The sequence below is a fragment of the Streptomyces murinus genome, assembly GCF_002154555.1.
In the GTDB taxonomy this organism is placed as follows: Bacteria; Actinomycetota; Actinomycetes; order Streptomycetales; family Streptomycetaceae; genus Streptomyces; species Streptomyces murinus.
On the sequence record NZ_MUNF01000227.1, the window covers coordinates 1 to 12,956 of the forward strand.

Consider the following 12,956-nt stretch of genomic DNA (forward strand, 5'->3'; position numbering starts at 1 on the left):
AGCCAAACGCCAGAGGCCCCGTGGATCTCTCCACAGGGCCTCTGGTCTGATGTGCACTCGGCAGGATTCGAACCTGCAACCTTCTGATCCGTAGTGCAATGAAGGGCTTCCTGGCCTTCCATGTGGTCCATGTGGAGCCCCAGGGAGCAGCCTTGCGCATCACCGTCCCGGCCTCCCTCTCGCCCCCTGTCCGTGAGAGCCGTGTGAGACAGGCGTGAGACGAGAAGAGGCCCCCGATCGCCCCGGCGCGTGAGGCGATCTGGGGGCCGAACTCGGTGGCCTTCGGCACCAGCCCAGCTTGCCGTGACTGCCTCCCGAGGGCTTGCATCGCAGGGACTACTGGACGGAGGCCGTCCACGAGTCGTCGATGCCTCCTTCGGCTGCGATCTGCTGGAGTTCGTCGCTCCAGAGCTGGCCAGGAAGGAGTTGGTTGAAGGCCTGCATGGCCGACCACATCACGACGAACGCGATGAACGGGGACCGCTCGATCGGGCTCTCGACGCCCTGCCGGTACACGGGCTCGCTGTACAGCGTCACTGTGTCGCGTGCGCTGTCATCGAAGAAGCACTGTGCGGCGGTGAGTGTCGGGTGTGCAAGCTGGGTCTCAGCCCTCCAAACTGCCAGGAAGACGTCGCTCAGGCGTTTGAAGAGCGGGGTGAAGTTGTTGAACTGTTCCGCCGAGTTGGAGGGGATCACGGCCCCTGCCACCAGGTCCGCGATCTCGGGGTCGTACGCCATGCCAGCCGCGTCCGCGGCGTCGCGCAACTTCTTCTGCGACTGCTGCAGGGCTCGATTCATGGCGTCGACGGCATCCGCCCCGTCGTCCGCCAGCCATTCGATCTGCGCCATGTGCTCAAGCAGCGCACGCCGGTTAGGTGCTGCTTCATGTCCAAGGCCCTTGCGATGCAGAAGTACGATCGCAGCAGCCTGCCGCTCCGCAGCAGCGAGCAGACCCCAAGCCACGTAGAACGGGCGCCGGTCCCCCTCGGCCGGGCCGAGCCGGGCAACATCCCTGGTGAGCTGGGCGAGCTCTTCAAGGCCCTCGTAGGCACGCTGATTATCAGCGGCAATCTGTTCTTTCACGCCCTCATGGTGCGCTTCGCCCACGCTCCGGCGCTCTGGTTTTTCGGTCATGATCGTCGCCACCCGGAGGTATCGCTACCTATCGCTCTAGCTCAACATCGAAGAACTTGAGCACCGAGGTGACGAGCATAAGTGCGTAGACGGCGTTGATCCGCGAGTACTGCGTGCGCGATACACCGTGTGCGCTGGGATGCCTGCCGAATACATGCGGGATCGGGTCACCGTTCTTCGGCCAGTACTCGGCGTGCGCATACCAGACCGGTGCGAATGTAAGGGCCACCCGCACCTCGTAGTCATTGAGGTCGAACTTGGCCTTGCCCTTCTTATTGGACGTGAGCTTCCTTCTGTCTGGCTCATCGAAGTGAGCGCGCATCAGGCTGTCCAGGAGATTGGCAGCGAGCGCCTGGGCCGGGTTGCTGTGACCGTCACGCAGTGCCGACACACAGTCGAGCCCGAAGCCTCGCGCGTCCTTCAGATCAGGATGATCAACGTCTGCGATCACAGCTTCACAGTCGCTGACGATGCCCTTCCACCGCCGCCCGATTGCCCGACGGCGCCCTATGGCGTCGGGCGCGTCCAGGAGAGCGCGTACTATCTTCGGGCCAGGCACCCACATGAGAGGTATGCCCTCTTCAAGCAGCAGCTGCTCGAACTCCTCGACCGACGGTGTAGCGGCCCGGAGGTTCGGAGGGTAGATGGCGTCCTTCAGAGAGCCAAGCGTCTCGAAGACGCCGCGCCAGTACTCCCGGAAGTGCTCGTGCAGAGGCTCAAAGGTTTCGCGGAGCATCGCGTTCACGCCTGCTGCCTCGGCCAGCCGCCTACCGATCGTCTCGCCGATGCGGGTCGTTGACATGTAGGTCTCGACCATAGGCCGCAGGAGGTCAGCAAAGATGCTGCGGTAGTAGTCCGTCAGCGGCTGGAACGCGCGAGCCAAGCCAAAGGGATCAACCGACTCCGGCTCGGAGCCCTCCTCTGGCTCCTCTCCCTTGTTGCTCATGGCCGCATGGTGACACGGGGCCAATCACAGGAGCGACCCATTACTGATGTTCCTCGCATGAGGTCGTTTGGTCCACAGCAGTAACGTCTTCGACCACCGCAGACCACGGACCGACCCCCTGCCGGCTCGGGCGGCACGCGCGTCACGCTCTCGATCCATCGAGGTCGTCCGGAAGGATCTGCGCTCATGAGGGCGGGGTCGTCCGCTGCTTGTAGAGCTGGAAGCCGTACTCGATCATCTGCACGGTAACGGTGGTGATCCAGAGCAGGATCTTGGAGTCGGTGGACAGCCTGGTGAGAGCGACGTTGCCCGCCATCCCGAGGACCTCACGCTCAAGGAAGCCCATGCTGTGGATGTCCCCATGGGCCAGCGCGCTGCACGCGCTCCAGACAGCTTCGGCTTGATCCGCCCCGACACCAGCGAGGTGATCACCGGCAGTGCGGACCATCTTCTTATAACCGAAGACCAGCTCTTTCTTTACGTCGCTCGCCGAAATTCCAGCACCGATAGCAAGGTCCCTGATCTGCTTCGTGCGATCGGCGGTGGTGCGGCTCGGCGTCTGGCCAAGGAGGTGGTGCATGCGATCAGAGTGCGTGTTGTTGTCGGCCTGGAGGGCGAGCCGGCGTTGGATGCGCGTCAGACGCTTCCCGGGGGCAAGCAACCAGACTGCACGGGCTCCGTTCTCGAAGGCGGCCCGGAGAAGCGTTGCCTGCGCGTACGGGTGCATCGTGACGGTGATCTCATCGCCCTGCTGATCGCCGATCAGGCTGAGGCGGAGACAGTGCAGGTGGTCCGACGCGACCGTGAGCGCCTGCCACGCCAGATGCGACACCTGGTACGGCTTCGTCTTGGCGTCATCGCCACCCAACGCACTGCCCGGTTGAACGTCCCACGCCGAAGAGGGCGAAGTGGTAAGTGCCTCGTAGGGCTTCACGCTCTCAAGCCGCGTCAAGATGACACGTAGGTATTGCTGTTCGTCCGTGCCGATAGTCACGTGATGAGAGTATTCATCCCGCTTACTCAAAGGCGACCGACTTTCGAAAATGTCAGCGACCCAAACCGTACTGCGGGAACACGGTCATGGGCCAACCGCGCAGACCAGGAGCGTACCGATGTGCCCAGGCTGCGGTGCATCGATGACCTGGGCGTCGGCCATGGTGAAACCAGCCCTGGCTAGCAGACGCTCCCACACGGCCGGACGGTAGCTGTAGCGGTAGGCGAACATCGCCTTCCCGGCGAAGCCCCCCTTGTACATGCCCTGTGGCCCGTACGCCCCAGGGATGGCTGGAGGCTGGGAGAAGACGAAGACGCCGCCAGGCCTGAGCCGCCGACGGACAAGCGGGAAGAGGCGGCTCGGGTCGGTGAACCACGCAGCTCCGAAGATCGAGTAGACCGCGTCGTACGTCTGCTCCTGCTCGCTCAAGTACTGCAGTACCTCGGAGCACACGAACTCCGCGCGAGTGCTGGCCCACTTCGCGGTGGTCTTCTTGACCATGACGGGAGAGAGGTCAACGCCCCGAGCGGAGATGCCGCTCTGAGCGAGGTAGGCGAGGGCGCGGCCGGTGCCGCAGCCGATCTCCAGGACGGAGCGCGGGTTGCCGAGCAGTTCTGGGCCGGGTCCGTGACCGGCGTACTGGGTCCAGCAAAAGCTCGGCTCGGCGTCGTCCTTGAAGGCAGAAGCGGCGAAGGTGTCCCACAGCTCCGTCTCGGCGGCGATGTCGTGTTGTGCGGGCAAGGCAATTCCTCTTCGCAAGGGCTGGCCCCTGTCCTCCGGGGGACCGAGGACAGGGGCCAGCGTAGGACCGTTCAGTGGCTGTCGGGGACCTTGTTGTCGCACGGCGAGCAGTCTGTGCCGTCGATGGCCCACAGCTCCTCGTCGACGTCGAAGCCGATGGACTTCAGGAAGTCCGCCGTGCTCAGGCACAGACCGTCGCGGCGGCGCTCGATGAACGGGGCGTGGTGCTTGTAGGCACCTCCGTTGTAGAGCCGGCAGATCCCGAACCAGACAGGTGTGTCGAGGATCAGCTGGTGCACACCGATGTCGACGAGCTTGCCGACGCCCAGGTGCACCTCGGGGTGCTCGATGCAGCCGATGGTGTACATGACGGCGTTGCCAAGGATCCGCTCGGCCATGTCGCGCACCATCGTGTGGTCGCGGAGCAGGAGGGCGACCTCGCGGTCCCACAGACTCATCTCGGAGTCGAAGACGTTGACGGTCAGCTCCGTGATGTAAGGGCTGACGGCGTTCAGGAGCTCCTTCGGATCCCGTGTCCGGATGCTCGTGGGCCGATCGATAGTAACGGTCATGAACCTTCCCCTCTGGGGCGTCGTGTCGTGCTGACGGGCCCACCCCATGCCTGGACCTATCCAGGGCGTGCGCCTGGGGCGGGAGCTGGAACCCGTCCTGCCGGGTTTTCCGGAAGACCGGCAGACGGGCGTCGTTGGTGCGGCACTGTCCCGAAGCGGCGCCACGGGCCCTTACGCCAGGGCGGGCGGGAGCGCAGCGACGCGGATGCGGCGGGCCTGCCGGTACTCCTGATACAGCTGCTCGGCAGTCGTGCAGGCGTTGATGGCCTCGCCTGCGTCGTTCACGGTCAGGCAGGTCCAGCACGCTGCGCAGTGGTCCATCAGGCGCCTGTACGCCGTGCTCTCCGAGTCGTCATCGTGGACGACGACGAGCTGTTTGTCCGCGGGGCCCGAGCCCCGGTCCTGGAACTGCCACTCGGTCCGGGATGCCATGCCAGCTGCTGCCCAGATTCTCGTAGTGGTCGCACAGGGCGTTGATGGAGCGAGCGAGACGCTGGGCGTGGGCGACGCCAGCGGGCAGGGTGCGGCCGGGTTCGAGATCGAGGCGCATACGGGCCTCACCGACGCACGCGAAGGCGCAGGCGCGCGGGATGTCGTCCTTGGGAAGCCTTCCGGCTGCGGCCTCGACTTCGGGGATAGCCAGCATGATGTGCCCGCGTAGCTGAAGGGTGAGCGTCTCCAGCTCCTCGACGGAGGGCAGTTCGGCGTCCTCCGCGAGGAGCCGCCGCGCGCTGGCACGCATCACGTAGATGTCGAGGGAGTGTTGGCCCCGTTCTTCGCTGGCTGGCGGATGGGCTGTAGCTTGCCTCATGTTGGCGCTCCTCAGCAGCGTCGGCCACGCCCCGGGAGGCTCCGCCGCCTCGCCGGGTTTCTCGTACCCGCCGACCGTAGGAACCCCTTCACCAGCCTGGCTACGAAGTTGCATCGAATTACATGCCAGTTGGACGTCACTGGCCATGGCCAACATGCGCTCTTGACCATGAGCTACATGGGCGCGACGGTGATGTAAATCCCTGCAACCGACTAGCGCGGGAGGCCAGCCAGCATGAACATTCACTTCGTCGGAATCGACCCCGAGACGGACGAGGACGGATGTCCCACAGTCTGGGTAGATGCGGACACAGAAGATCTGCTGATCCAGAGCTACCAGGCCGACGAGGAGACGATGACCACATGTGACGCGCTGTCTCCTGCCCGGGCGCCGATCCCGCCTGGCGAGACCGTCGTCAGGATCCCGAAGCGAATGATCCCCATCATCAGGAAGGCGTGCGATGAGCTCGATCCCGGAGTTCGCTGAACTCCTTGCCGACGCTGGCAAGTCGGCCGTCCACCTGGAGATGCGGGACGCCTACTTCAGCAACCCCCGCTTCGAGTCCTGGCAGCGCGGCCAGCGCGTCGACTGGGACGACCGCGCCTCCTGGTGGCGCCCCTTTCACCAGGACATCGCGGACGCCATCGCCCGCGGCGTCCAGGTGCGGCGGGCCCGGATCGTGTCCGAGCCGGTGACCGACTACATCCGCTGGGAGCACTACCAGACCCGCGCCAACGTGGAGACCGGGGAGGAGGTCCGCTGGCTGCCCCGACACCGGGCCTGGGACCTGTTGCTGCCGGGCAGCGACTTGTGGATCTTCGACGGGCGGCTCATACGCGTCCATCACTTCTCGGGAGACGGTGGCTGGATTAGCAAGGAACTGTGCGATGACCCCGCCGTGGTGGAGCAGCACGCGGCAGCGTTCGAGAAGATCTGGGATCGAGCCACCCCGCACGACCAGTACGAGGTCAAGTAACCAGCCATGCCCACGTTCCCTACGTCCAGCGTGCAGGAAGCGCGCGCAGCTCTCGCATCACGTCTGCGGGAGCTGCGCCTGGACGCGGGCATCACCGGCAAGCAAATCGCGCTGCTGTGCAACTGGTCCGTCGCCAAGTCCTCGCGGATCGAGAACGCCGTCACTGCCCCGTCCGACGCGGACATCCGCGCCTGGTGCACGGCCTGCGGTGCCGACGGCCAGGCGGACGACCTCATCGCGGCGAACCGGCAGGCCGACTCAATGTACCTGCAGTGGAAGCGGCTGCAGCGCACCGGCATGAAGCAGCTGGCGGAGACGTCAGCCAAGCTGTACGAGCGTACGCGCCTGTTCCGCGTGTATGCCTCCCACGTGATCCCCGGCTACCTGCAGACGCCCAGCTACGCGACGGCTCTCATGCGCACCATCGCCGGCTTCCGCGGCACTCCCGACGATGTAAGCGAGGCGGTCGAGGTACGCATGCGCCGTGCCCGGGTCATCTACGAAGGAGACCACCGGTTCGCGACACTCATCGAAGAGAACGTGCTGTACCACCGGGTCGGCGATCCCGAGGTGATGGCCGGTCAGCTCGGGAATCTCCTCGCCTCCATGAGTCTGCCGTCCATGTCGCTAGGCATCATTCCGTCCGCGGTCGCGCGGGAGCAGGTCATGTGGCCGCTTGAACAGTTCACGGTCTTCGACGACGCGCACATCCACGTGGAGTTGTTGGCGGCAAAGGTGACCGTAACGGCCCCCGGGGAGCTGGACATCTACCTGCGCGCGTTCACCAGGCTGGCAGAGATGGCGGTGTACGGCGCCGAGGCGCGCGCCCTGGTCCTCAAGGCCATCGACGCCCTGGGCTGACCCGCGCCGCCGTAGGGCGCCCGTTCCACGGTTGCGAGCGCAGGCGCCCTGCTCGGTGCGCTGTGAGCTAGTTCCCGGAGATGCTGCCGTTGATGGAGCCGTCGTCGTAGTAGTCGAGGGTGTCCCGATCCTCCTTGGACATGCTGTCGAGCGCGTGTTTTACGGCCCAGTCCGCGAGAAGAGTGTCGTAGTCGTCCTGACTCAAGCTCTTGCAGGCATTGGGTCGATGCCCCTTGGTAAATGTCGAGTTGAGTGCCTTTTGGTAGTCAGCCTGTTGCTGTGCCTCTGATTTGCCGCAGGCGGTGGTGGTGCGCATAGTCCCCCTGGACGTGCGTGTCGAGGTGGGCATCATGCTCGGCGCGAGGGTGGGAAGGGGGCGATGTGGCCGTGTTGTGACCCCTTGTGTTCGGGCGAGGGTGCTCAGGCCGTAGTGCTGGGCGGCGTACGAGGTGCGCGATGGGGATGCTCGTCGGCCTCGGCACCGGTGAGTGGCGTGAATCCCGCTCCATCTAGGCTGCGCGACATGAGCACGATCGACTGGGGTGACGCTCCTACGTGGGCGGGGGCCTTGTTCGCGGCAGCAGCAGCGGCCGCGGCGATCTGGACGTTGAAGAGCCAGCGCGACCAGATTGATGAACAAAGGGACTTCATCGCCGAGCAGCGAGCACTGATCGCTGACCAGTCCGCGACGCTCACCCTCGAACGCGCCGCCTTGGTCGACGCTGCTGAGGACCGCAAGAGGGCGCAGGCCGAGGGTGTCACCTGGGATACGAGCGGGTGGTTTGAGATCCTGGCCAACTACAGCAATGCGCCGATCACCAACGTGCGGCTGGAGCACCCTTCCGAGCCCGTGGAGGTAGGCACCGTCTTTGAAGGCGCTGCCAGCTTGACGGGTATCGGCCTCGATCCAATCGAGATGCCCTGCTCAGTCCTCGGGATCGGGCGACGGCTCGGTTGCGAGCGCCCCCAGGGCAGCAACGAAACCATCTTCGCGACATTCACAGACGACGCCGGAGTGCGGTGGCGGCTCGACGAGCACGGCAAGTTGGAGGAGATCCCATCCGCCCCCTGACCGCATGAGGGATGCTGTTTGCTGCCTCTGACCTGCGAGTTCTCTAGATTGTGGCACTGGTACGACACAAGCAGGACGTCCAGGAGCACAGCCTGCCGCCTCTGGGTTCGCCTCTCACCCAAGGTCACTCGTCGGGATCTTCACCCGTGTCGATGATCTCGGCAAGAACTGGAAGACGCACAAACTGCGACGCGAGACGTACAAGCTCGTGGCCACCGCTGGGGTTCGCAAGACGCGGCTGTACGATGCTCGCCACGCCTGCCTGTCTTGGATGGCGAACAACAGGGTGCCGGACACGGTCGTCTCGGCGTGGGCCGGGCACAGCGACCTGTCCTTCACGAAGCGCAACTACGTCCACCCCAACCCGCAGTCGCTCATAGCGGGCTCCGAGAAGTTGATGGAACTGCTCGGCTAAGCTGTAATCGATCAGTTACGGGTAGCGACTTGCGAGATTCTGTGAGACGCCAACGCAAGAGCCCTGACCTCCACTTGGGAGAATCAGGGCCTTGACCTGGTGTTTCCTTGTGCACTCGGCAGGATTCGAACCTGCAACCTTCTGATCCGTAGTCAGATGCTCTATCCGTTAAGCTACGAGTGCTTGTTCTTTTGTTCTTGTCTCCGTTTCCGTTCCTTTCGGCCCGTTCCGGCGACAGGAAGAACATTACATGACTGCCGCCGTCATGTGAAATCCGATCCGCATACCCCTTCTGACCTGCGAAAACGTCTCAGGAGGGGGGAACGACGAAGCCCCGGTCCAGTGGACCGGGGCTTCGGTTGGGGCGGAGGCGGAGGGATTTGAACCCTCGATGGGCTTTAAGACCCAAACCGCATTAGCAGTGCGGCGCCATAGACCGGACTAGGCGACGCCTCCAGCACAACCGCTCACGCGAGCGCGCGAGTGGTGCGTGCAGATGATGACACAGCCGCAGGGCCCGTCACCAATCGATCCCTACGGTACTAGGCAGTCCGGCCACAGAGCAAAGGGCTTCTTCGACGGGGTGGCGTTTTCCGGGGGAACGTGGCGCAACGTCCGTCGAGGTCGGGCGTTGAGAGGGGCATGGGTTCTCTTCTGCCGGGTCTCGAAGGGCGCGTCCGTCGCGGCGGCCTCGCCGTCCTCGCCACCGCCGCCGTCACCGCCGCCGCCTCCGCCGTCGTACCGCTGATCGCCGTGCCCGCCGCCGCCCTCGGTCAGGGGCGCGGCGGGGATCACCTCACCGTCGTCGTACGGCATGCCGGGCCCGGGCGGGACGGGACGTACGAGCTGTTCTGTCATCCCGACGGCGGGCATCACCCGGATGTGCGGGGTGCCTGTCAGAAGCTTGACGAGCAGACGCAGTGGGGGCGGGACCTCTTCGCGCCGGTTCCGCCCGGGACCATCTGCTCCATGATCTCCGGCGGGCCGGCCACCGCGCGGGTCACCGGTACCTGGGCGGGACGGCCCGTCGACGCGTCGTACGACCGGAACAACGGGTGCGAGATCGACCGGTGGAACCGGATGGTGCCGCTGCTGCCGAAGCTCGGGTAGGGCCGGTCCAAAGGTCCGGTCGTCACCGCATCGGCGTCACTTCCTCGTGGGACCTCCCTCTCATCCGGCACCCCCCGGACAACACGTGCGCATAGACTCCCTCGCGTGACACGTCGCGGGCCGGTTGGCAAGATGGCCCGAGCGGTCGGCAAGGTGCGGTAACAGGGAGGAAGCGTCTCGTGAGCAGCAGGCCATCCCGAGGCGCTGCTCGCCTCGCAGCCATACTCGACGCTCTGCCGGACGCGTTGGTCCTGGTCAACGCCAACGGAACCGTCGTCAACGCCAACACCATCGCGCTGGAAGCCTTCGAGGCGCCCGGCACCGCGCTCGTCGGGCGCGGGCTGCTCGATCTGCTGCCCGAGTTCGACTCGCGGCTCATCCCGGGCTCCATGCGGCGCCCGGGCCAGCGGGACCCGCAGGGCAGGACCAAGCCGGCCCGGATGGTCGCCCGGCGCACCGACGGACACGAGTTCCCGGTCGAGGTCACCAGCGCGAACCTGGAGAACGGGCAGCAGGCGTACGACGGTTACGGCTACACGGGCGACGAGCTGCTGATGATCGTCGTCCGGGATCTGTCCGGGACGGTCGACACCGAGGCGGAGCTGGCCCGCTCGCAGCGGCAGACCGAGATGATCCTGCGGGCCGCGTCCGAGGGCGTCGTCGGCACCGACACCGACGGGCGGATCGTGCTCGTCAACCCGGCGGCCGCGCAGATCCTCGGCTACCGGGCGGGCGAGCTGGGCGGCAAGGAGCTGCACAACCTCGTCCTGCACTCGCGGGCCGACGGCTCCCCCTTCCCGTACGCCGAGTCGCCGCTCGCCGACACCCTGCGCTCCGGGCGCAAGCACCGGGTGCGCGGGCAGGTGCTGTGGTCCAAGGGCGACCACCAGGTGCCGGTCGATCTGACCACCGCGCCGGTGCGCGACGGGGACCAGCTCGTCGGCGCCGTGATGACCTTCACCGACCGGCGGCCCTTCGACTCCCTGGTGGACGAGAAGACCACGCTGGAACAGGCGCACGCCGAGCAGCTGGAGAAGCTCTCCGAGGAACACGCCGCCGACCTCACCGCGCTGCGCGGGCAGCACGCCACCGAGCTGGCGGAGTTGCGCGAGAAGTACGACACCGAGCTGGCAGAGCTGCGCGAGCAGCACGCGGAGGAGCTGGCGGCGGGCGAGGAGCGGTACGCCGCGCTCGGCGAGCGGGAGAAGGACCGGTACGAGGCGCTGGCCGGACGGCACGAGCAGCTGCTCACCCTGGTCGCCCGGTCGCTGCGCGGCCCCCTGGACGAACTGCGCCGCGAACTGGCCGCTCTGGCCGCCGACGACGCCGGGCAGCTGTGGCCCGAGGCCAACCAGGTGCTGCACCACCTCTCCGCCGGGTACTCGCGGATCACCACCCTCATCGACAACGTCCTCGCCTATCAGCGGATCGACACGGGCACCGAGGACATCACCCGGACGAAGGTGATGCTGGACGCCGTCGTCGCCGCCGGTGTCGACGGCGCGGTGGAGCTGATCGGCCCCGGCCGGGTGCAGTTCGCCGTGCACGCGCCGCCCATCGAGGCCGAGGTCGACCCGCAGCGGCTCGCCACCGCGCTCGCGCACCTGGTGGCGGACGTCGCGGGCGTCGACGCCACCGGCAACGCGCCCGTCTCCACGGGCGGTTACCTCGACAACACCGTGGTCGTCGCGGCCGCGCAGCGCGGTTCGGTCGCCCGGATCGAGGTGCGCGGGCCGTACGCCGGCGGGGACCCGGTGCACGAGCCGATCGTGCGCGGGATCGTGCGCGCCCACGGCGGTGTGCTCCAGACGCACGAGGTGCCGGGCATGAGCGGCAACGCGTACGTCCTGGAGGTGCCGCTCGGAGGCGGCGCGGGGGCCGTCGTGGCGCCGCCCACGCAGCTGGAGCTCGCCGAGACGGCGCAGGAGACCTTCGACGGCGGCCGACGGCGGGCGCGGCGGGGCTCCACGGACGCCTTCCTCGACGCCGACCTGGCCGGTTCGGGCACGCCGACCGGAGAAGCGCCCACCGGACGCCGCCGCAGGCGCGCGGCCGGGGCCGCCGACGAGACGACCGAGGTTCCCGCCGAGGCCACGCAGGGCGCGTCCGGTGGTACCGGGCGGCGCCGCGGGCGGCCCGCCGAGCTCGATCCCGCGCGCGCCGACGCCGGTGCCGACGGGGTGAGCGAAGGGGCCGTGGTGACCGCGGCCGAGCATGCCGCGGGGGCCGCCGCCTCCGGTACGGGGCTCGGGGCCGCCGTGCCGCCGGGTGGCGTGCCCGTGCCCACCGGGCAGCACGCCCGCACCGGCGCCGAGCAGGCTCCGCAGGCCGCGCTGCCCGCCGCCCTGCCGCCGGCCGGGGGCGAGGGCGCGCCGAGTGCCGAAGGTGCGCCGGGTGCCGAGGGTGCCGACGACGAGGGGCAGCCCACCGGGCGGCGGCGCCGTGCGCTGGCCGCCGCGGCCGAGCGGGCCGCCGCGCAGGAGACGGGGGCGCGTACGGTCTTCGCGCTGCCGCCCGCCGCCGCGGACCGCGCTCCGCAGGAGGAGGCGGCGGCCCGGGTACCGCAGGCCGGGACCGGGCCGGTTCAGGCTCCGCCGGCCGCCGCGCCCGTGCCCGGTGAGGAGGGGCGGCACGACGCCGTACCGCTGAGCCAGGCCGAGGACCACACTCCGCCGCAGCCGCATCCCACGACCGCGCCGACCGGCCGGCGCCGCCGCGCGGTGGCGCCTCCCGCGCAGACCTCACAGGCACCACAAGCTCCGCAGGCCCCGCAGACGGTGCCGACGGTGCAGGCCGCTGAGTCCGGTACGGCACCGGGGACTCCGCCACAACCCGCTCCGGCGCAAGCTCAGGTACAGGCACAGGCTCAGGCTCAGGCTCAGGCTCAGGCCACGAACGGGCAGGGCATCGCCCTTCCCGCGCAAGCCCCCCGTGCGGTGGCCCCGGGGCAGGCCATCCCCGGAACGGCCCTTCCGGCGCAGGCCCAGGGCACGAACGGCCAGGGCATCGCCCTCCAGGCCGGACCCTCGGTCGCCGTGCCCGCGTCGGCTCCGATCACCCCGGGCGCACCGGCCGCACCGGGCGCTTCGGCCGCACCAGCTGCTCCGGCCGCCGCCGTGACGCCCGCGGCTCCCACCGCTCCCGTCGCCCCGGCCCCGCCCCAGGCCGTACCGGCCGCCGGTGCCCCCGCCGCGGGGCCCCTCCCGCTGCCCGCCGAGGCCGCCGCCGCGCGGAAGCCCGCACCGGCCACGCCGGCCACGCCGGCCCCCGGCACCCCCGTACCGCCGTCGCCGCAAGCACAGCAGGCAGCACAGGCACCTCAGG

The 12,956-nt window shown here is 67.9% G+C and carries 15 protein-coding genes and 2 tRNA genes; 7 read left to right on the forward strand and 10 right to left on the reverse strand.

What is annotated here, in order from left to right:
* Nucleotides 1-336: 336 nt before the first annotated feature.
* From CCN72_RS15425 to CCN72_RS15450, 7 genes are all read right to left on the reverse strand, one after another.
* A complete protein-coding gene (locus CCN72_RS15425; protein WP_244174239.1) occupies nucleotides 337-1,146 on the reverse strand; it encodes a DUF5677 domain-containing protein in 810 nt (269 codons plus the stop codon).
* Between the two features lie 16 nt (nucleotides 1,147-1,162).
* Nucleotides 1,163-2,080: a hypothetical protein gene (locus CCN72_RS15430; protein WP_143664107.1), complete on the reverse strand. Its 918-nt coding sequence runs from the start codon at nucleotides 2,078-2,080 to the stop codon at nucleotides 1,163-1,165.
* A 184-nt stretch (nucleotides 2,081-2,264) separates the two neighbouring features.
* Entirely contained in the window at nucleotides 2,265-3,074 is an 810-nt protein-coding gene (locus CCN72_RS15435; RefSeq protein ID WP_086808008.1) for a hypothetical protein, read from the reverse strand.
* An 84-nt stretch (nucleotides 3,075-3,158) separates the two neighbouring features.
* Entirely contained in the window at nucleotides 3,159-3,815 is a 657-nt protein-coding gene (locus tag CCN72_RS15440) for a class I SAM-dependent methyltransferase (protein ID WP_086808009.1), read from the reverse strand.
* Nucleotides 3,816-3,886: 71 nt separating this feature from the next.
* Entirely contained in the window at nucleotides 3,887-4,387 is a 501-nt protein-coding gene (locus CCN72_RS15445; RefSeq protein WP_086808010.1) for a hypothetical protein, read from the reverse strand.
* A gap of 171 nt (nucleotides 4,388-4,558) precedes the next feature.
* Nucleotides 4,559-4,708 (reverse strand): hypothetical protein, encoded by a 150-nt coding sequence (locus tag CCN72_RS39015; RefSeq protein WP_158101358.1) that lies wholly within the window; start codon nucleotides 4,706-4,708, stop codon nucleotides 4,559-4,561.
* 31 nt (nucleotides 4,709-4,739) lie between these two features.
* The gene (locus tag CCN72_RS15450) at nucleotides 4,740-5,129 is read right to left on the reverse strand and encodes a DUF6415 family natural product biosynthesis protein (protein WP_244174240.1); all 390 of its coding nucleotides are present in this window, start codon (nucleotides 5,127-5,129) and stop codon (nucleotides 4,740-4,742) included.
* A 303-nt stretch (nucleotides 5,130-5,432) separates the two neighbouring features.
* Here CCN72_RS15450 and CCN72_RS15455 point away from each other — a divergent pair, with 303 nt between their 5' ends.
* The 3 genes from CCN72_RS15455 to CCN72_RS15465 are packed head-to-tail and all read left to right on the forward strand — an operon-like array spanning nucleotide 5,433 to nucleotide 7,035.
* Nucleotides 5,433-5,684, forward strand: a complete 252-nt coding sequence (locus CCN72_RS15455) for a hypothetical protein (RefSeq protein ID WP_086808011.1) — start codon at nucleotides 5,433-5,435, stop codon at nucleotides 5,682-5,684.
* Nucleotides 5,659-6,174: a DUF6879 family protein gene (locus CCN72_RS15460; RefSeq protein ID WP_086808012.1), complete on the forward strand. Its 516-nt coding sequence runs from the start codon at nucleotides 5,659-5,661 to the stop codon at nucleotides 6,172-6,174. The genes CCN72_RS15455 and CCN72_RS15460 overlap by 26 nt, the downstream gene beginning before the upstream one ends.
* Nucleotides 6,175-6,180: 6 nt before the next feature.
* A complete protein-coding gene (locus CCN72_RS15465; protein WP_086808013.1) occupies nucleotides 6,181-7,035 on the forward strand; it encodes a helix-turn-helix domain-containing protein in 855 nt (284 codons plus the stop codon).
* Between the two features lie 67 nt (nucleotides 7,036-7,102).
* On the opposite strand, the gene CCN72_RS38610 is transcribed toward CCN72_RS15465, so the two are convergent.
* The gene (locus tag CCN72_RS38610) at nucleotides 7,103-7,351 is read right to left on the reverse strand and encodes a hypothetical protein (protein ID WP_143664108.1); all 249 of its coding nucleotides are present in this window, start codon (nucleotides 7,349-7,351) and stop codon (nucleotides 7,103-7,105) included.
* Nucleotides 7,352-7,558: 207 nt separating this feature from the next.
* Between CCN72_RS38610 and CCN72_RS15470 the strand changes: the two genes are divergently transcribed.
* Together CCN72_RS15470 and CCN72_RS15475 are read left to right on the forward strand one after the other, a co-directional pair.
* A complete protein-coding gene (locus CCN72_RS15470) occupies nucleotides 7,559-8,107 on the forward strand; it encodes a hypothetical protein (RefSeq protein WP_086808014.1) in 549 nt (182 codons plus the stop codon).
* A 136-nt stretch (nucleotides 8,108-8,243) separates the two neighbouring features.
* Nucleotides 8,244-8,522: a tyrosine-type recombinase/integrase gene (locus CCN72_RS15475; RefSeq protein WP_086808015.1), complete on the forward strand. Its 279-nt coding sequence runs from the start codon at nucleotides 8,244-8,246 to the stop codon at nucleotides 8,520-8,522.
* A gap of 110 nt (nucleotides 8,523-8,632) precedes the next feature.
* On the opposite strand, the gene CCN72_RS15480 is transcribed toward CCN72_RS15475, so the two are convergent.
* Nucleotides 8,633-8,705 (reverse strand) — tRNA-Arg (locus CCN72_RS15480).
* Nucleotides 8,706-8,887: 182 nt separating this feature from the next.
* Nucleotides 8,888-8,978 (reverse strand) — tRNA-Ser (locus tag CCN72_RS15485).
* A 186-nt stretch (nucleotides 8,979-9,164) separates the two neighbouring features.
* Between CCN72_RS15485 and CCN72_RS15490 the strand changes: the two genes are divergently transcribed.
* Both CCN72_RS15490 and CCN72_RS15495 read left to right on the forward strand, forming a co-directional pair.
* Complete coding sequence (locus CCN72_RS15490) at nucleotides 9,165-9,632, forward strand: SSI family serine proteinase inhibitor (RefSeq protein ID WP_086808016.1); 468 nt, start codon at nucleotides 9,165-9,167, stop codon at nucleotides 9,630-9,632.
* A 179-nt stretch (nucleotides 9,633-9,811) separates the two neighbouring features.
* The coding region (locus tag CCN72_RS15495) for a PAS domain-containing sensor histidine kinase (protein ID WP_167408680.1) at nucleotides 9,812-12,956 on the forward strand (3,145 nt) is incomplete at its 3' end.